The sequence below is a fragment of the Pantoea sp. R13S299 genome (genome assembly GCF_048515925.1).
GTDB lineage: Bacteria > Pseudomonadota > Gammaproteobacteria > Enterobacterales > Enterobacteriaceae > Pantoea.
Window position 1 is genome coordinate 149,676 of record NZ_JBLYEF010000001.1, and the last position, 16,580, is coordinate 166,255.

Genomic DNA, 16,580 nt, shown 5'->3' on the forward strand with positions numbered 1-16,580 from the left:
TTCCTGATCATTAATTTTGCGCTTATGGTAATGCCTCAGTCCGCCGCTGAACAGCTGCAAGGCGGATCAATGGGCGGCGGAATCCATGCGCGGCTGAAATCGAACCAGCCCAGCGTGTTCAGTTCAATGCCTTCAACGCCAGGCGGCGCATAGATTTGGTAGCGGTAATTAAACAGTGGCAGCAGGATGCCGCCCGTCATCAGTTGGTGATAAAGCTGATGCAACGCGCGGGTACGCATGTCGCCATCTTCTATCTGCTGGATCGCCAGCAGTTGTGCCTGAACTTCTTCGCCCTGCGGTGTGGGCCACAGCCGTCGCCAGAGTGGGTCAATCTGCAACCAGTTGGCGAGGGTAAAGACCGGCGCATCACCAATAAGCCGATCGCCCATCACGATATCCGCCTCATCAAGCGAGTCGATGCGGTACCAGCTTTTCACCGGATGAAAAACCACGTTCAGGGTGCAGTCGTGCTGTTTTAACAATGCGACCAGCGCCTGTGACATCTGGTGCAGCTCAACCGGCAGCTGATAGTGCAGCGTCAGGGTCGCCGGCAGGGGAACCTGGACCGTATCCATCTGCGGTACATCCCAGCCGGGTAACAGCTCCTTGCTGGGGGTAATCAGGCCCTCATCCAGTGGCAACCGGCTGACGATGCCGCTTTGCTGGATCAGCTGGAAAAGCGTTTGCGCCTGCGCGGGTGTAAATCCGGCTCGCGGGCGGCAGAGCAGATAACAGAAGCCCAGACTGATGCTGCTGCTGACCGGTTGCAACGTCCTGAGCTCTGTGGCATCGCCTATTGCAATCTGCACCGGATGACGACAACTGCTGCCGAGAGCGGGATCAAACAGCTGAGGAGTAATCCAGTACTCCACCGCCTGCAACAGCGGGCGCTGCAGATGCCAGCGCGCATGACTTTCAATCCTGACCAGTTCGGCGCTGAAGTGCGCCCGTTTCCACGGCCCGCTGCCCGTGGTGGGATCATCAGGGTGGGGCAGCAGACACAACAGGTGGGCAAGACGATGGGGCAGCCAGAAATCAGGGCGTCGCATTACAAAACGCAGCGCAAGGGGATGAGGGGCATCCACGCTGACCACATCGGCCAGCAATAGACCAACGCGCGTGTCCCGCAACAGCTGGCGGAACTGCGTCACCAGTTGTGTAGCCTGCACTGGCTCGTCGTTGTGCCACATCAGCTGAGGCCGTAACCAGAATAACCAGCTACAGGATTCTTCATCGTGCTGCCAGTGATGCGCCAGGTCGCCAACCGGCTCATCCTGATCAAAACGCGTCAGACCGGAATAGATCTGGCGAACCAGGTGCTGTTCAGCCCGACCGGTAATCTTGTGCGGCTCGGTGCTTTCCATCGGGCGGTAGTAGGGGATGCGCAGGACCGGCGTGTCGTTCTGCCACTGTCCACCCATGAGTGGCCGCAGCATATTGATGAGTCTTTCCGGCGGCAGATCCAGCAGTTGTAAGGCATCCGCAGCCTCTCCGGCATCGAGCTGTCGTTGCAGCAACTGCTGTCTTAACTGTTCTGGCGTGCGCAGAAACTGTAATTGTCCCTGTTTGCCCCGCCCTGGCTCGCCGTGCCAGCTCAGCCAGCCTGCATGCTGCCATTGTGACAGCAACGTGCGCAGATGACGCTCGCTGCAGATGCAGTGGCGCGCCATCTCTGCCACGCAGGTTTGCTGAGGCGCGCCCTGGCTCTGCTGCCAGAGACGCTGAAACTGATTGAGGCGGTTAAGCTGACGCATATTAAACCCGGAACAGTTTTTTAAAAGTATTCACTATTAGTTCCGCAATTAACAGGCAATAGTGGAACTCATCTTTCAGCAGGAGGTAAAGCATGGTGCGTTTAGCGGCGTTCGATATGGATGGCACATTATTACTGCCAGATCATCAGCTGGGTCAGCAGACGCTGGAGAGCCTGCAGGCGCTGCAACTGCGTGGCGTTAATCTGGCGCTGGCGACGGGCCGTCATCTGCTGGAGATGCAGATCTTACGGAAAAAAATGACACTGCCCGCATGGCTGATTACCGGTAATGGCACGCGCGTGCACGATCAATCTGGCAATCTGATTTTTGCACGGGATCTGCCTTCTGCCGTCGCCGAAGAGGTCATCCACCGCCACTGGAATACGCCCGCCTCGATCCATATTTTCAACGATCGGGGATGGTTTACGGATCGACCCCAGCCTGAGCTGCTGGTGGCCCATCAGATGAGCGGATTTAGCTATCAGCTGTGCGACCTTAAAAAGCTGCCTGCGCATCAGGTGACAAAAATCTGCTTTATTAATGAGCATCAGCGTCTGTGCCAGCTAAAAACAGAGCTGGATGCCGCACTGGGCGATGAGGCGAACATCTGCTTTTCAGCTGCGGATTGTCTGGAGGTGCTGCCTGCCAGCTGCAACAAAGGCAGCGCGCTGGCGCTGCTATGTGCCCATCTGTCGCTGACAATGGCGGATTGCATGGCGTTTGGTGATGCAATGAATGACCGTGAGATGCTGGCGCTGGCCGGAAAGGGTTTCATCATGGGTAATGCGATGGCGCAGCTGAAAGCCGCGCTGCCGCATCTGCCGGTATTGGGGCATTGCGAGACACAGGCGGTGTCTCACTATTTAAATCACTGGCTGGCAACACCCGACCTCGCGTATTCCCCCGAATGCTGAGGATTGCCGTGAACCGGACAGGATGTCCGGTTTTTTATTCCAGCTCGCGCTGCCAGTGCGTAATATCGCCAATGTTTTTTGCCACCCATTCAGGCTGATAGTAGCTATCGGGATAGCGTTCACCGCTGTCGCACAGCAGCGTTACCAGCGAGCCCTGCTGATTCGCTGCCCGTAACCGTTTCGCCACCTGCATCATGCCCCAGAAATTGGTGCCGGTAGAGGCGCCAGGCTTGCGTCCCAGAATCTTTTCCAGCTTCAGCATGGCGGCCAGCGTCGCTCCATCCGGCACTTTGATCATTTCGTCGATCACGTCGGGCATAAACGACGGCTCTACCCGCGGACGGCCAATCCCCTCGATCATACTGCCACGCTTGCTGGTCAGGGTGGCATCACGGTGCTGCCAGTAGTCATAGAACACCGAGTGCTGCGGATCCACGACCAGCAGTTTCGTTTCCAGTCCCTGATAACGGATATAACGTCCCAGCGTGGCTGAGGTACCGCCGGTGCCTGCACTCATGATGACCGTATGGGGAACCGGATAGGGTTCATGCTGCATCTGCCGAAAAATGCTCTCGGCAATATTGTTATTGCCGCGCCAGTCGGTAGCGCGTTCAGCGTAGGTGAACTGATCCATAAAATGACCATTCAGCTCACGCGCCAGCCGTTCAGATTCCGCATAGAGCTGGCAGGGATCCTCGACAAAATGGCACTGTCCGCCATAAAACGTGATCTGTTCGATTTTGCGCTTCGCCGTGCTGGCGGGCATCACTGCAATAAACGGCAGGCCCAGCAGCCTTGCGAAGTACGCCTCAGAAACGGCAGTGCTGCCTGACGAGGCTTCGATAATCGGCGTATTCTCTTTAATCCAGCCGTTGGAGAGGCCATAGAGGAACAGAGATCGCGCCAGCCGATGTTTAAGACTGCCACTGGGATGCGTACTTTCATCTTTCAGATAGAACCAGATGCCGGGAAAGTCCGCCAGATCGAAACGGATCAAATGGGTCTCAGCCGATCGTTGAAAATCAGCATTAATTTCGTTGATAGCGTGGCGAATCCAGCAGGTCTGCATCTCAGGCGTCCGATAAAGAGTGATGCGGCTATTTTATGGCACGTGCAGGAAAAAGAGATTGCAAAATTACCGCTAAAATCGCGGTAATGGAGAAAATGATTCTCCCGGAGCCCCCAATGTTAGATAAAACTGACCTTAAATTGCTCTCACTGCTGCAGCAGGACTGTACGCTGTCGCTGCAGGCGCTGGCGGATGCCGTTAACCTCACCACCACACCCTGCTGGAAGCGCCTGAAAAAGCTGGAAGATGATGGCATCATTCGCGCTCGGGTGGCGCTGCTGGATGGGGATAAAATCGGACTGTCACTGACGGCGTTTATGTTTGTGAAAACGCAGCAGCATAGCCGAGACTGGTATCAGGCCTTTGTCTCGGTGGTGAGCAGCATGCCGGAGGTGATGGCCTTTTACCGTATGGCAGGTGAGTATGATTACCTGCTGCGCATTCAGGTCGCGGATATGAAAAGCTATGATGCGTTCTATAAGCGATTAGTGAATGGGATGCCCGGCCTGATTGATGTGACATCCAGCTTTGCCATGGAAGAGATTAAATACACCACGGCTTTACCTGTCGCCCCGTGAGGGCCTGAGATTGAGAACAGCGTTGTGAGATTATTCAGCCAGTTAAGTTGGTATTTTCTGCGGGAGTGGCGGCGCTATCTGGGCGCGGTCATCCTGCTGATTGTCATTGCTATTCTGCAGTTGCTGCCACCGCATGTGGTCGGTGTCATTGTTGATGGCGTGACGCGTGACAACATGAGTACCAGCCGCATCATGATGTGGATTGGAATCATGCTGGCAACCGCAGTGGTGGTTTATCTGCTGCGCTATGTCTGGCGCGTACTGCTGTTTGGGGCCTCTTACCAGCTGGCGGTTGAGCTGCGCGAAGATTTCTATCGTCAGCTGAGTCGTCAGCAGCCGGCATTTTATCTGCGTCATCGCACCGGCGACCTGATTGCGCGTGCCACTAACGATGTGGATCGGGTGGTGTTTGCGGCCGGGGAAGGGGTACTAACGCTGGTCGACTCGCTGGTGATGGGTTGTGTGGTGCTGCTGGTGATGAGTACGCAGATTAGCTGGCAGCTGACGCTACTGGCGCTGGTGCCGATGCCGATTATGGCAATCGTAATTCATCGCTACGGTAATCAGCTGCATCATCGCTTCAAGCTGGCACAGGCGGCCTTCTCCAGCCTCAACGATCAGACGCAGGAGAGCCTGACCAGCATCCGGATGATCAAATCCTTTGGCCTTGAACAGCATCAGTCGCAGCAGTTCTCCGACATCGCCCGTGATACCGGCGAGAAAAACCTGCGCGTGGCGCGGGTGGATGCCCGTTTCGATCCCACTATCTACATTGCTATTGGCTTCTCAAACCTGCTGGCGATTGGCGGCGGCAGCTGGCTCGTGTGGCATGACCAGATGACGCTCGGGCAGCTCACCAGCTTTGTCATGTATCTCGGCCTGATGATCTGGCCGATGCTGGCGCTGGCGTGGATGTTTAATATTGTCGAACGTGGCAGCGCCGCCTGGAGCCGTATCGGCGCGTTGCTGGCGGAAGCGCCAGCGGTGGAAGATGGCGAGAAGTCACTGCCACCTGAACCGGGCACGCTGCAGGTCGCGATTCGCGCCTTTCACTATCCGGCCAGCGCGTCTCCGGTGTTAAGTGATGTCAGCTTCCAGCTGAAACCCGGCGAGATGCTGGGTCTGTGCGGACCAACCGGCAGTGGTAAAAGTACACTGCTCAGCCTGATTCAGCGCCACTTCGATATTCAGCAGGGCGATATCCGCTATCACCAGATCCCGCTGCCGCAACTACGGCTCGACAGCTGGCGCAGCCGTCTGGCCGTGGTCAGTCAGACACCATTCCTGTTCTCAGACAGTGTGGCGAATAATATTGCGCTGGGGAAACCGGGCGCAACTCAGCAGGAGATTGAACATGCGGCCACGCTGGCCTGCGTTCATGACGATATTCTGCGTCTGCCACAGGGCTATGAAACGGAAGTCGGGGAGCGTGGTGTGATGCTGTCTGGTGGACAGAAGCAGCGTCTTTCTATTGCCCGGGCACTGCTGCTGAATGCCGAAATCCTGATTCTGGATGACGCGCTCTCTGCGGTAGACGGACGTACCGAACACGAAATCCTGCATAACCTTCGCATCTGGGGTCAGGGACGCACGCTGATAATCAGCGCGCACCGCCTGTCGGCGCTGACGGAAGCCAGTGAAATTCTTGTGCTGCAGCAGGGCAGCGTGGCACAGCGAGGCGACCATGACACGCTGGCCGACAGGGCTGGCTGGTATCGCGATATGTACCGTTACCAGCAACTGGAAGCCGCGCTGGATGATGATGAAAATGAAAAAGGAGTGCCGCATGGCTAAGTCTGCACGCTTGTGGCCAACCCTTAAGCGCCTGCTGAGTTACGGTAAGCCATGGCGTAAATCCCTGTCGCTGGCGGTAGGGATGCTGTGGATCGCTGCTGCAGCGGAAGTGACCGGTCCGGTGCTGGTCAGCTATTTTATCGATAACCTGGTGGCGAAACATCAGATGCCCTGGGGGCTGGTTGCCGGACTGGTGGTCAGTTTTATCCTGCTTCAGCTGCTGGCCGCCGGGCTGCACTACTGGCAGGCGCTGTTGTTCAACCGTGCCGCTATTGGTGTGGTTCAGCGGTTGCGCAGCGACGTGATGAATGCGGCGCTCTGTCAGCCGCTGAGCGCCTTCGATACCCAGCCGGTCGGGCAGCTTATCTCGCGTGTGACAAACGACACCGAAGTGATCCGCGATCTCTACGTCACGGTGGTCTCCACCGTGCTGCGCAGCGCCGCACTGGTGGGAGCCATGATGGTGGCGATGTTCAGCCTTGACTGGCGCATGGCGCTGGTGGCGATGATGATCTTCCCGCTGGTACTGATAGTGATGTTCATCTATCAGCGCTTCAGCACACCGATTGCCCGTCGGGTTCGCAGCTATCTGGCAGACATCAACAACGGCTTTAACGAAGTGATCAGCGGCATGAGCGTGATTCAGCAGTTTCGTCAGCAGGCGCGATTTGGTGAGCGGATGGGCGAGGCGAGCCGCTCTCACTATCTGGCACGCATGGAAACGCTGCGTCTGGATGGCTTTCTGCTGCGTCCGCTGTTGAGCCTGTTTTCAGCGATGGTGTTGTGCGGGCTGCTGATCCTGTTCAGTTTCTCCGTGCCGGGCGTGTTCGAAGTGGGCGTGCTGTATGCCTTTATTACTTACCTCGGGCGCCTGAATGAGCCGCTGATTGAACTGACTACGCAGCAATCGATGCTGCAGCAGGCAGTGGTTTCCGGTGAGCGTATCTTCGAGCTGATGGATGCCGCCCAGCAGCAGTATGGGGCCGATCAGCAACCACTGACGTCAGGCCGCATCGCCCTGAACAATCTGAGTTTTGCCTACCGTGAAAACCGCGATGTGCTGAGTGATATCAACCTTGAAGTCGCACCGCGTGAGTTCGTGGCGCTGGTGGGTCACACCGGCAGCGGCAAAAGCACCCTGGCTAACCTCCTGATGGGCTATTACCCGGTGACGCGCGGTGAAATCCGTATTGATGACCGACCGATTAGTGAGCTGAGTCATGCCGTATTGCGCCGTGGTATTGCGATGGTGCAGCAGGATCCGGTGGTGCTGGCCGATACGCTGCTGGCGAATGTGCGGCTGGGCCGCGACATCAGCGAAGAGGCTGTCTGGACGGTGCTGGAACAGGTGCAGCTTGCGCCGCTGGCACATGCTTTGCCAGAGGGCATTCATACCCGCCTGGGCGAGCAGGGCAATAATCTGTCGGTTGGACAAAAGCAGCTGCTGGCGCTGGCCCGGGTGCTGGTGGATTTGCCGCAGATACTGATCCTCGACGAAGCGACGGCCAATATCGACTCCGGCACCGAGCAGGCGATTCAGCAGACGCTTGAGAGGTTGCGCCAGCACAGCACGCTGGTGGTGATTGCGCATCGCCTCTCAACGATCATCGACGCGGACAAGATTCTGGTGCTGCATCGCGGTCGTGTAGTCGAGCAGGGCACGCATCAGCAACTGCTGGCGCTGCAGGGACGCTACTGGCAGATGTATCAGCTGCAGCAGGCAGGTGAAGATCTGGCGTCGGGCGTACCTGTAACATCTGAAAGCTGAGTTGCACCTTTTTTGCACATGTTTATCAGAATAATCTGTATAAATGCACTCCTTTGACGCCTTAAGCACCAAAGGAGTGCAGACCTCCGCTGCAATCCCAGCCATCCGGCCTCTTTCTTTACACTCCTCTTTAAAACATCCCTTGCCCTGTCTCGCCTGAATAACTGATTAACGTCAGTTTTACACTCTGGCACAGGCTTTGCTTATATCCCTGCGTGTCCGTAAACGTTACCTATTTACTCGCTGGAGGGGATCCAATGAAGCTGGTTACCGTCGTAATTAAGCCATTTAAGCTGGAGGATGTACGTGAAGCTTTATCCTCTATCGGCATTCAGGGACTGACCGTCTCCGAAGTGAAAGGTTTTGGCCGTCAGAAGGGCCATGCAGAGCTTTATCGTGGCGCAGAGTACAGCGTGAACTTCCTGCCGAAGGTCAAAATTGATATCGCGATTGCCGACGATCAGTTAGACGAAGTAGTGGATGTCATCAGTAAAGCGGCCTACACCGGCAAAATTGGCGACGGTAAAATTTTCGTGGCTGAACTGCAGCGCGTCATCCGTATTCGTACCGGCGAGACCGACGAAGCCGCTCTGTAATTAAGACTCAGTACTGTGATGGGATGGAATAAAAATGAATAAAATTTTAGCTAAGTTGGGCCTCACCAGCCTGGCACTGTTACCCTCACTCGCGATGGCTGCTGCGCCTGCCGTTGCGGACAAGGCTGATAACGCATTTATGATGATTTGCACCGCGCTGGTGCTGTTTATGTCAATTCCAGGTATTGCGCTGTTTTACGGCGGTCTGATTCGCGGCAAAAACGTTCTGTCGATGCTGACGCAGGTCGCAGTGACCTTCTCGCTGGTCTGCGTATTGTGGGTAGTCTACGGCTACTCGCTGGCCTTCAGCGAAGGCAACGCCTTCTTTGGCGGCTTTGGCTGGGCCATGCTGAAAAACATTCAGCTGACCGCCGTTATGGGCAGCTTTTATCAGTATATCCATGTTGCATTCCAGGCCTCATTTGCCTGTATCACTGTGGGTCTGATTGTCGGTTCCATCGCAGAACGTATCCGCTTCTCAGCGGTACTGATCTTTGTTGGTGTCTGGCTGACGCTCTCTTATTTACCTATAGCGCACATGGTGTGGGCGGGCGGTTTCCTGGCTCAGGATGGCGCGCTGGACTTTGCTGGCGGTACTGTGGTGCACATCAACGCCGCCGTAGCGGGTCTGGTGGGTGCTTACCTGGTGGGCAAACGTGCTGGCTTTGGTAAAGAGGCCTTTAAACCACACAATCTGCCGATGGTCTTCACCGGCACCGCCATTCTCTATGTTGGCTGGTTCGGCTTCAACGCCGGTTCTGCATCTGCAGCAAACGAAATCGCGGCACTGGCCTTCCTGAACACCGTCGTTGCAACAGCGGGCGCGGTACTGGCATGGACTTTTGGCGAGTGGGCCGTTCGCGGTAAGCCTTCTCTGCTCGGTGCCTGTTCAGGCTTTATTGCCGGTCTGGTCGCGATTACTCCGGCCTGTGGTTATGTCGGCGTCGGCGGTGCATTAATCATCGGCCTGGTCGGCGGACTGGCGGGACTGTGGGGTGTAACCACCCTGAAAAAATGGCTGCGCGTGGACGATCCCTGTGATGTGTTCGGCGTGCATGGCGTCTGCGGCATTGTCGGCTGTATCCTGACTGGCGTGTTTGCATCCTCTTCACTGGGCGGCGTCGGTTATGCTCAGGGCGTCACCATGGGCCATCAGGTCTGGGTTCAGCTCTTCAGCGTGGGTCTGACTATTGTCTGGTCTGGCGTTGTCGCCTTCATCGGCTTCAAACTGGCCGATATGATTGTCGGTCTGCGCGTACCGGAAGAACATGAACGTGAAGGTCTGGATGTAAACAGCCACGGCGAGAACGCTTACAACCAGTAATGTGCAGGTACTGAAAAGATTCATCGGGGGCGAGAAATCGCCCCCTTTTTTATTCGTTACGCTGACGCATTACCCCTTCCTGAACCGTAGAGGCCACCAGCACACCCTGCTGATTATAAAACTCACCCCGGACAAAACCTCGCGCGCCAGACGCTGAGGTACTGACCACGCTGTAGAGCAGCCATTCAGTGAAGTCGAACGGGCGGTGGAACCACATCGAGTGGTCGATCGTGGCGACCTGCATGTCCGGCTCTAAAAAGCCTTTACCGTGCGGCTGGAGCGCGACCGGCAGGAAGTTGAGATCGGAAGCGTAGCCGAGCAGGTACTGATGGATACGCAAGTCGGCAGGCAATGGGCCGTTAGCACGGATCCAGACCTGACGTTCAGGTTTGTCCACATGTCCCCGGAGAGGGTTGTGAATCTGCACCGGGCGGATCTCCAGCGGACGCTCAGCAATGAATATTTCGCGTAACTTTTCTGGCAGCATATGCGCCATCTTCTGCGCCATCGCCTGTTCCGTTAACAGATTTTCGGGTCCCGCCACCTGCGGCATCGGATTCTGATGTTCAAATCCGCTTTCCGGTGACTGGAACGAGGCGGTCATATAAAAAATCGGCTGCCCATTCTGAATGGCGCTGACCCTGCGTGCGCTGAAACTTTTGCCATCACGCAGCGTTTCGACATCATAAATAATCGCTTTCTGGCTATCGCCGGGCCGCAAAAAATAGCTGTGAAAAGAGTGTATAACGCGATCTTCCGGGACGGTTTGTTTAGCGGCATACAGCGCCTGACCCACCACCTGACCGCCAAACACCTGGCGCAGACCCAGATCTTCGCTCTGGCCGCGATATAAACCCTCTTCCAGTTTTTCCAGATTCAATAAATTCAGCAGATTCTGCAGTGCCTGACTCATGGCGCATTCCTCAATATAGTGACCTGCTCAGTGTGAAAGATCCGACCAGTTGACGTCAATCAGACTTTCCGTTTTGCCTGTGCCAGGCAAAATTTCAAATATGTGCCAAAATTAAGGACATACGGCGAGTGAAACGCTGTAAGCAGGATTCGCTGCCGACAATCATTTTGATCAAATGGAGACGACATCAATGAAACTCAGGCATGTGGTTAGTGGCGTGGTTATCGCGGTTGCTGTTGCGGGATGCGCCGACAAGAGTAAACCTGTACCGACGCCAACGCTGGGCTCTGCGGTTGCAGGCCAGACGGCCGCAATTGCGCAGCCAAATGTAAGTGGTTCAATCTATATTCGCCAGCGTATTGCGCTGCCGCCGGATGCGGTATTAACCGTGACGTTGTCTGATGCCTCTGTATCCGACGCACCCTCAAAAGTGCTGTCGCAGCGCGTAGTGCGTACCGAAGGCAAACAGGCGCCGTTCCAGTTCGTGCTGCCATTTAACCCGGCCGACATTCAGCCCAATGCGCGTATTCTGTTGAGTGCCGCTATCACAATCGACGGCAAACTGACCTTTGTGACTGAGGGCGTGAAGCCGGTCATCAACCAGGGCGGCACCAAAGCTGAACTGCTGCTGGTACCGGTACCGTCAATGGCGATGCCTACTCAGCCAGGCGCAGCGACCACCGTGCCTTCGACTTCACCGACTCTGGTGACGCCGTCTGCTGCTGTTCCTGCACCAACCCGTATTTAATTTATCGGGGCGACCTTGTCGCCCCTTTTTCCTGCCTGAAATCCCAGCGATAAGTCTTAAGATCGAGCTGTCCGTCATCATTGACTTCTATTCCTTCCGCTTCCAGCGCATCCCGCTGCCGCAACAGGCTGTCGCCCTGCAGTGAAATCGTACCGTGACGATTGACGACGCGATGCCAGGGAAGGGTGGTTCCTTCAGGTAAGCGGCTCAGCACGCCACCGACCTGACGTGCCGCGCGTGGCGAACCCGCCAACAGCGCGACATCGCCATAGGTGCAGACGTGGCCATACGGAATAGCGGCAACAATTTGCCAGATGCGTTGCTGGAAAGTGTCAGGCTGATCCATGTGCTTATTTCATCTGCTTTTTTCATCAGGAATAGGGCTTTAACTTTAGCATGAGGAGAGGGCGGTGAAAGCATCAAAGCAGCGGTTGTTCAAGAAAACAACGGTTGTCCCGACTACGCTTGCAATTGCCACCTCCTTCCCAGATAATGCCCCCGCTCTCGTAAAGAGGGCTTGTCAATGGGGGCCCTGTTGGTTCTCCCGCAATGCTAGCTTGTGAACTCGGTCAGATCCGGAAGGAAGCAGCCGTAGCAGGTGACGCGTGTGCCGGGATGTAGCTGGCAGGGCCCCCACCACTTTCTACCCTCCTTAAAATGACTCCATCAAAAACCGCAGACAGGCAAAACCCGCCTGGGCCGATCCTTTGCCGGCAGGCAGGAATATCTGGTACTAAACAGGGGTAATGCTAAGTTCTGATCGATCAGATTAACGGACAAATTTCCAGACTGAACCCGGGACTTTATCGTAAAGCTTATTCATCGTCAGCTCCGCCAGACGATGGTCAGCTGCCGAGTAAAATACCGCTAACTCGTCTTCAGGTAATTCATACTTATTTTTTTCTATCACCCTTTCCAGGGTATCAAGAGAGCGGCAACGCCGCAGTCGCATCAAATAATCGGTTTTAGTCAGGGTTTTGTTCATAAATAAACCGTTCTCATGTCTGTACTATAATGAATGGCTCGGTTGCTGGAGAAAAGCGCACTCTTCAGTGAACAGATTAAATAAGCGTTTTGCTGAACGTTGCCACCGTTGAAGATCCGGACTATTGACACCATAGTTGCTGAATAGCATAAAGGTATCATCAAGATATTCATCGATTTGCGAAATCAGCGCTTCATCTTCAACGTGCTTAATTTTGTAATTCATGGTGAAAGAGGCGATGTGCTCAATCAGATCGTTAAGCTGCAGATTGCTTTCAGAAGTGGGATCATTTACCCAGCCATGATGACTGTCGGTTAACGTTGCCATGCTGTCGTCAAACAGGCTTTCACACAGGTATTTAAGCTGGGCAATATCATGCCGTTTCGGTGAGTATTCGTCCATCTTTTTCCCCTCCATAGCTAGCACAGTTGCCGCAGGGCAGCGAGTGAGAATAACGCCGCCGGGAAGCGATTATTCGGGCAGTTATTAAACGGGATACCTTAAAGATAGTGTAAAACCATTAGTTCTGCTCACCTCCATTACTAAATATTACAATTCATCGCCGGGGGAGGGTTGCTCATTGTCAATCACATCAAACTCAAGTGCGCCGGGCTTAATGTGGAACTTTACCTGCTCCGATTGCGTGACCGTTTCATTTAAATCCTGGCAAGGACTAAATAAATTCCAGTCAAAATCGTAAAGTAATTTAAAACTATTCAGATCCTGATATTCAACCGAAACAATTTTTAAACTGCCTGGAACTAACTGCGCATTCTGCGAGTACCAGCGTAAATCCCCTACCAGCAAATCTGTTATTTTGAGAATATTCCGCTGAACAATCACTGCTATTTTTGCGCAGTCTGATTCGCCCGCAGCAATATCACATTCAATTCGTGACAGCATATCTCATCCGCTTATAACCGTTAATAAACCTATCATTGGTTTTCTGCAACTGGTTTGCAAGCCAGCAAAGCACAAAACCGTCAGTTTATAGATTTCTCCAGATGCATTAGCAGGTTGTTCCGCCAGTGTGTCTGATAGTCAGTGCAGGCGGTATTTATCTTTTGATACACAATCACGCGTTTAACTCACGATAACATCCGATATATTATTGTTATGTTATAACATATTGGTGAAGTGATGCGTCAGAGTGGATTACTTATGTCACTGGGTGGGCGACTGGCCGTCGCACTGCTATTCATTGCGCTGCTTGCCGTGGCGATTAAATGGGGGATCAGTGCATGATTCGGTTTAACGCGCTTCGCGCGGGCTATCAGGGACAGGTTGTCACCCCCGCGATCAACGGTCAGCTCGGAGCAGGCTCGATGACAGCCCTGGTCGGTGCTAACGGTAGCGGCAAATCAACCCTGTTAAAAACCATCGCGGGCTTATTGCCACCGATAGCGGGGCGCTGCGAGCTGCAGGTTGCGCGCCGGGATATCGGCTGGCTGCCGCAGCGCACCGAACTGGAGACACGCTTTCCCCTGACGGTGTTTGAACTGGTCTCGATTGGCTGCTGGCCACGCTGCGGCTGGTTCGGCGGCATCAACCGGATACTGCGTCGGGAAATCTGGCAGGCGCTGGAAGCCGTGCAGATGAGTGATTACGCGGAGGCCCAGCCCGCAACTTTATCCGGCGGACAACTCCAGCGGGTATTGTTTGCGCGGCTGATGTTGCAGCGCAGCCAGCTCTGGCTGCTGGATGAGCCTTTTAACGGCATAGATAGCCAGACGGTGACATTACTGATGTCGATCCTTGAGCAGCAACGGCAGGCTGGCACGACGCTGCTGGTGGTGCTGCATGATCGTCCGCTGGTGGCACGCTACTTCAGTAACGTGATGTCGATGGATGAAAGTGATGTCAGCTGCACCTGCCTGCCTGTTTCCCCTCTGCGGAGTCGTGCGCCGTGACCCTGATACAGCCTTTTATTGAGTTTGGTTTTATGCGGCGCGCGCTGGTCGCCTGCGTGGCACTGGCCGTCAGTGCCACACCGCTCGGCGTCTTTCTCTCGCTGCGTCGTATGAGTCTGATTGGCGATGCGTTATCACACGCGGTGCTGCCTGGTGCCGCCATTGGTTATCTGATCTCCGGACTGTCACTGGTTGCGATGGGTATCGGCGGTCTGATCGCCGGTTTAGCCGTGGCGCTGCTCTCTGGCGCGGTGAGTCGCTACACGCCCTTAAAAGAGGATGCCAGTTTTGCCGGGTTTTATCTCGGCTCACTGGCGCTGGGCGTCACGCTGGTTTCACTGCGCGGCTCAAGCGTAGATCTGCTGCACGTGCTGTTTGGCTCGCTGCTGGCGGTGGATAACGCTGCACTCTTGCTTGTCGGCGGCATCGCCGCTTTTACGCTGATTATGCTGGCGATTATCTATCGTCCGCTGGTTATCGACGCGTTTGACGGTGACTTCCTGAGGGCGCAGGGAAAGTGGAGCGCGCCGCTGGTACATGGTCTGTTTTTAATGCTGGTGGTGCTCAATCTGGTAGCGGGCTTTCAGGTGCTGGGCACGCTGATGTCAGTGGGCTTAATGATGCTGCCCGCCGCCAGCGCCCGTTTCTGGAGCCGTCATCTTGCCGCGATGCTGGTTATCGCCATTGTTATGGCAACGATCTCAGCCCTGGCTGGCCTGATGCTCTCCTGGCACTTTTCATTGCCGGCCGGTCCCGCTGTGGTACTGAGCGCCGCCATGCTGTTTTTCCTCTCCATTCTTGCAGGGCCATGCGGCGGGATTTTGCGCCGCCATTAATCTTAAGGGGTATCTATGAAAAAATTACCGGTTAGCCTGGCGCTCGCTGCGCTTTTTGCCACGCCATTCGCGATGGCAAAAACGGTGGATGTGGTGGCCAGCTTTACCGTGCTGGCAGACATCGTTAAACAGGTCGGCGGCGATCATGTCAAAGTGAAAAGTCTGGTGGGGCCGAATGGCGATCCCCACACGTTTGAACCGACACCGCAGGATAGCCAGGCGCTGGCGAAAGCTGATCTGGTGTTTGTCAGCGGACTGGGACTGGAAGGGTGGATGGATCGCTTAGTCAGCGCTTCGGGGTATCGCGGACAGCCTGTGGTCGCCTCAACAGGCGTCACCACCCGCAGCATGGAGGAGGATGGCAAAACCATTACCGATCCTCACGCCTGGAACAGCATGCAGAACGGCGTTATCTACGCGACTAACGTAATGAATGCACTGGTTAAAGCTGACCCTGAGGATGCGCCCGCCATCCGTCAGCGTGGACAGAACTACATACAGCAACTGCAGGCGCTGGATAGCTGGGCAAAAACCGCCTTTGATGCTGTGCCCCTCGACAAGCGTAAAGTGCTGACCAGTCACGATGCGTTTGGTTACTTTGGACAGCGATATGGCGTGACGTTTCTGGCGCCAGTCGGGTTCTCTACTGAAGCGGAAGCGAGTGCCAGCAATGTGGGGGGCTTAATCAACCAACTGAAACAGCAGCACATCAACCACTATTTCATTGAGAACCAGACCGACCCGCGCCTGGTTAAACAGATTGCCAGTGCCACCGGCGCAGAGCCGGGCGGTGAGCTTTATCCGGAAGCGTTATCCACGGCTTCTGGCCCGGCGGCGACCTATCAGGCCGCCTTTAAACATAACGTGAATGCGATTCTGAAGAGCATGCGCTAAGCATAAAAAAGGCCGGGCAAGCCCGGCCAGTCATCACGACACAAACTAGCTTTTTTTCTTTCTTCCCTGTACGGCTTTAAAGCGGGGATTGGTTTTACAGATGACGTAAATCCGGCCCTTGCGGCGCACCACTTTACAATCCCGATGACGAAGCTTTGCTGAACGCAGCGAGCTTAATACCTGCATGATGCTTTCCCTTATTTACGGCCAAGAAAACGCCCGAAACGCTGGTTAAAGCGCGCGGTGCTGCCTTCTTTGGCGAAGTCTTTCTGTTTACCGGTGTAGAAAACGTGTGAAGCCGACGACACATCCAGTGTGACGTAGGGCAACGTTTCGCCTTCGAACTCAACGGTGCGATCGGTTTTGATGGTGGATCCGATTTTGAACCAGACATCCGCGGACGTGTCATGGAAGACCACGTGGCGATAGTGGGGATGAATATTCGCTTTCATAATGCATGCCTATGTAATGTTATAATATAACATTATTATGCGCCG

19 protein-coding genes and 1 other RNA gene are annotated in these 16,580 nt (G+C 55.0%); 11 read left to right on the top strand and 9 right to left on the bottom strand.

Features of this window, described 5'->3' with window-relative positions; all coding sequences use genetic code 11:
* Positions 1 to 35: 35 nt before the first annotated feature.
* Complete coding sequence (locus tag ACN1CO_RS00745) at positions 36 to 1,754, bottom strand: SgrR family transcriptional regulator (protein ID WP_419136928.1); 1,719 nt, start codon at positions 1,752 to 1,754, stop codon at positions 36 to 38.
* A gap of 92 nt (positions 1,755 to 1,846) precedes the next feature.
* Between ACN1CO_RS00745 and cof the strand changes: the two genes are divergently transcribed.
* Positions 1,847 to 2,668, top strand: coding sequence for an HMP-PP phosphatase (gene cof / locus ACN1CO_RS00750; protein WP_419136930.1), 822 nt, complete (start codon positions 1,847 to 1,849; stop codon positions 2,666 to 2,668).
* A gap of 34 nt (positions 2,669 to 2,702) precedes the next feature.
* Here the strand turns inward: cof and ACN1CO_RS00755 are convergent, their stop codons facing one another.
* Positions 2,703 to 3,737, bottom strand: a complete 1,035-nt coding sequence (locus tag ACN1CO_RS00755) for a PLP-dependent cysteine synthase family protein (protein ID WP_419136932.1) — start codon at positions 3,735 to 3,737, stop codon at positions 2,703 to 2,705.
* Between the two features lie 116 nt (positions 3,738 to 3,853).
* Between ACN1CO_RS00755 and ACN1CO_RS00760 the strand changes: the two genes are divergently transcribed.
* From ACN1CO_RS00760 to amtB, 5 genes are all read left to right on the top strand, one after another.
* Positions 3,854 to 4,315 carry an Lrp/AsnC family transcriptional regulator gene (locus tag ACN1CO_RS00760; RefSeq protein ID WP_090963233.1) on the top strand — a complete coding sequence of 154 codons (462 nt, stop codon included), beginning with the start codon at positions 3,854 to 3,856 and terminating at the stop codon, positions 4,313 to 4,315.
* A gap of 24 nt (positions 4,316 to 4,339) precedes the next feature.
* Positions 4,340 to 6,109: a SmdA family multidrug ABC transporter permease/ATP-binding protein gene (locus ACN1CO_RS00765; protein WP_419136934.1), complete on the top strand. Its 1,770-nt coding sequence runs from the start codon at positions 4,340 to 4,342 to the stop codon at positions 6,107 to 6,109.
* Complete coding sequence (locus tag ACN1CO_RS00770; RefSeq protein ID WP_419136936.1) at positions 6,102 to 7,877, top strand: SmdB family multidrug efflux ABC transporter permease/ATP-binding protein; 1,776 nt, start codon at positions 6,102 to 6,104, stop codon at positions 7,875 to 7,877. The genes ACN1CO_RS00765 and ACN1CO_RS00770 overlap by 8 nt, the downstream gene beginning before the upstream one ends.
* A 257-nt stretch (positions 7,878 to 8,134) precedes the next feature.
* Positions 8,135 to 8,473, top strand: a complete 339-nt coding sequence (gene glnK, locus ACN1CO_RS00775) for a P-II family nitrogen regulator (RefSeq protein WP_003850469.1) — start codon at positions 8,135 to 8,137, stop codon at positions 8,471 to 8,473.
* A gap of 34 nt (positions 8,474 to 8,507) precedes the next feature.
* A complete protein-coding gene (gene amtB, locus ACN1CO_RS00780; protein ID WP_419136938.1) occupies positions 8,508 to 9,797 on the top strand; it encodes an ammonium transporter AmtB in 1,290 nt (429 codons plus the stop codon).
* Between the two features lie 49 nt (positions 9,798 to 9,846).
* Here amtB and tesB read toward each other — a convergent pair whose 3' ends face one another.
* The gene (tesB, locus tag ACN1CO_RS00785; RefSeq protein WP_419136940.1) at positions 9,847 to 10,710 is read right to left on the bottom strand and encodes an acyl-CoA thioesterase II; all 864 of its coding nucleotides are present in this window, start codon (positions 10,708 to 10,710) and stop codon (positions 9,847 to 9,849) included.
* Positions 10,711 to 10,900: 190 nt separating this feature from the next.
* On the opposite strand from tesB, the gene ACN1CO_RS00790 reads away from it, so the two are divergent.
* Positions 10,901 to 11,458, top strand: coding sequence for a YbaY family lipoprotein (locus ACN1CO_RS00790; RefSeq protein ID WP_419136942.1), 558 nt, complete (start codon positions 10,901 to 10,903; stop codon positions 11,456 to 11,458).
* A gap of 1 nt (position 11,459) precedes the next feature.
* Here ACN1CO_RS00790 and ACN1CO_RS00795 read toward each other — a convergent pair whose 3' ends face one another.
* Positions 11,460 to 11,804 carry an MGMT family protein gene (locus tag ACN1CO_RS00795; protein WP_419136944.1) on the bottom strand — a complete coding sequence of 115 codons (345 nt, stop codon included), beginning with the start codon at positions 11,802 to 11,804 and terminating at the stop codon, positions 11,460 to 11,462.
* 187 nt (positions 11,805 to 11,991) lie between these two features.
* Here ACN1CO_RS00795 and ffs point away from each other — a divergent pair.
* Positions 11,992 to 12,088, top strand: an RNA gene (gene ffs / locus ACN1CO_RS00800) — signal recognition particle sRNA small type.
* A gap of 139 nt (positions 12,089 to 12,227) precedes the next feature.
* Here the strand turns inward: ffs and ACN1CO_RS00805 are convergent.
* The 3 genes from ACN1CO_RS00805 to ACN1CO_RS00815 all read right to left on the bottom strand — a co-directional run bounded on the left by ACN1CO_RS00805 (position 12,228) and on the right by ACN1CO_RS00815 (position 13,346).
* Complete coding sequence (locus ACN1CO_RS00805) at positions 12,228 to 12,443, bottom strand: HHA domain-containing protein (protein ID WP_003850458.1); 216 nt, start codon at positions 12,441 to 12,443, stop codon at positions 12,228 to 12,230.
* Between the two features lie 24 nt (positions 12,444 to 12,467).
* Positions 12,468 to 12,845, bottom strand: a complete 378-nt coding sequence (gene tomB, locus ACN1CO_RS00810; protein WP_003850455.1) for an Hha toxicity modulator TomB — start codon at positions 12,843 to 12,845, stop codon at positions 12,468 to 12,470.
* 147 nt (positions 12,846 to 12,992) lie between these two features.
* On the bottom strand, positions 12,993 to 13,346 hold the full coding sequence (locus ACN1CO_RS00815) for a hypothetical protein (protein WP_419136947.1): 354 nt from the start codon (positions 13,344 to 13,346) through the stop codon (positions 12,993 to 12,995).
* Positions 13,347 to 13,684: 338 nt separating this feature from the next.
* Here ACN1CO_RS00815 and ACN1CO_RS00820 point away from each other — a divergent pair, with 338 nt between their 5' ends.
* The 3 genes from ACN1CO_RS00820 to ACN1CO_RS00830 are packed head-to-tail and all read left to right on the top strand — an operon-like array spanning position 13,685 to position 16,083.
* A complete protein-coding gene (locus ACN1CO_RS00820) occupies positions 13,685 to 14,353 on the top strand; it encodes a metal ABC transporter ATP-binding protein (RefSeq protein WP_419136949.1) in 669 nt (222 codons plus the stop codon).
* On the top strand, positions 14,350 to 15,189 hold the full coding sequence (locus ACN1CO_RS00825) for a metal ABC transporter permease (protein WP_419136951.1): 840 nt from the start codon (positions 14,350 to 14,352) through the stop codon (positions 15,187 to 15,189). The genes ACN1CO_RS00820 and ACN1CO_RS00825 overlap by 4 nt, the downstream gene beginning before the upstream one ends.
* Positions 15,190 to 15,204: 15 nt before the next feature.
* Positions 15,205 to 16,083 (top strand): metal ABC transporter substrate-binding protein, encoded by an 879-nt coding sequence (locus tag ACN1CO_RS00830; protein ID WP_419136953.1) that lies wholly within the window; start codon positions 15,205 to 15,207, stop codon positions 16,081 to 16,083.
* A 45-nt stretch (positions 16,084 to 16,128) separates the two neighbouring features.
* Here ACN1CO_RS00830 and ykgO read toward each other — a convergent pair whose 3' ends face one another.
* Complete coding sequence (ykgO, locus tag ACN1CO_RS00835) at positions 16,129 to 16,269, bottom strand: type B 50S ribosomal protein L36 (protein WP_419136955.1); 141 nt, start codon at positions 16,267 to 16,269, stop codon at positions 16,129 to 16,131.
* A gap of 11 nt (positions 16,270 to 16,280) precedes the next feature.
* Entirely contained in the window at positions 16,281 to 16,535 is a 255-nt protein-coding gene (locus ACN1CO_RS00840; RefSeq protein WP_136196485.1) for a type B 50S ribosomal protein L31, read from the bottom strand.
* Positions 16,536 to 16,580 lie beyond the last annotated feature (45 nt).

Bases quoted from the DNA above. Each gene is read 5' to 3' on its own strand.
- ACN1CO_RS00745 (WP_419136928.1), bottom strand. From the start codon at position 1,754: ATGCGTCAGCTTAACCGCCTCAATCAGTTTCAGCGTCTCTGGCAGCAG.
- cof (WP_419136930.1), top strand. From the start codon at position 1,847: ATGGTGCGTTTAGCGGCGTTCGATATGGATGGCACATTATTACTGCCA.
- ACN1CO_RS00755 (WP_419136932.1), bottom strand. From the start codon at position 3,737: ATGCAGACCTGCTGGATTCGCCACGCTATCAACGAAATTAATGCTGAT.
- ACN1CO_RS00760 (WP_090963233.1), top strand. From the start codon at position 3,854: ATGTTAGATAAAACTGACCTTAAATTGCTCTCACTGCTGCAGCAGGAC.
- ACN1CO_RS00770 (WP_419136936.1), top strand. From the start codon at position 6,102: ATGGCTAAGTCTGCACGCTTGTGGCCAACCCTTAAGCGCCTGCTGAGT.
- glnK (WP_003850469.1), top strand. From the start codon at position 8,135: ATGAAGCTGGTTACCGTCGTAATTAAGCCATTTAAGCTGGAGGATGTA.
- amtB (WP_419136938.1), top strand. From the start codon at position 8,508: ATGAATAAAATTTTAGCTAAGTTGGGCCTCACCAGCCTGGCACTGTTA.
- tesB (WP_419136940.1), bottom strand. From the start codon at position 10,710: ATGAGTCAGGCACTGCAGAATCTGCTGAATTTATTGAATCTGGAAAAA.
- ACN1CO_RS00790 (WP_419136942.1), top strand. From the start codon at position 10,901: ATGAAACTCAGGCATGTGGTTAGTGGCGTGGTTATCGCGGTTGCTGTT.
- ACN1CO_RS00795 (WP_419136944.1), bottom strand. From the start codon at position 11,804: ATGGATCAGCCTGACACTTTCCAGCAACGCATCTGGCAAATTGTTGCC.
- ACN1CO_RS00805 (WP_003850458.1), bottom strand. From the start codon at position 12,443: ATGAACAAAACCCTGACTAAAACCGATTATTTGATGCGACTGCGGCGT.
- tomB (WP_003850455.1), bottom strand. From the start codon at position 12,845: ATGGACGAATACTCACCGAAACGGCATGATATTGCCCAGCTTAAATAC.
- ACN1CO_RS00815 (WP_419136947.1), bottom strand. From the start codon at position 13,346: ATGCTGTCACGAATTGAATGTGATATTGCTGCGGGCGAATCAGACTGC.
- ACN1CO_RS00820 (WP_419136949.1), top strand. From the start codon at position 13,685: ATGATTCGGTTTAACGCGCTTCGCGCGGGCTATCAGGGACAGGTTGTC.
- ACN1CO_RS00830 (WP_419136953.1), top strand. From the start codon at position 15,205: ATGAAAAAATTACCGGTTAGCCTGGCGCTCGCTGCGCTTTTTGCCACG.
- ykgO (WP_419136955.1), bottom strand. From the start codon at position 16,269: ATGCAGGTATTAAGCTCGCTGCGTTCAGCAAAGCTTCGTCATCGGGAT.
- ACN1CO_RS00840 (WP_136196485.1), bottom strand. From the start codon at position 16,535: ATGAAAGCGAATATTCATCCCCACTATCGCCACGTGGTCTTCCATGAC.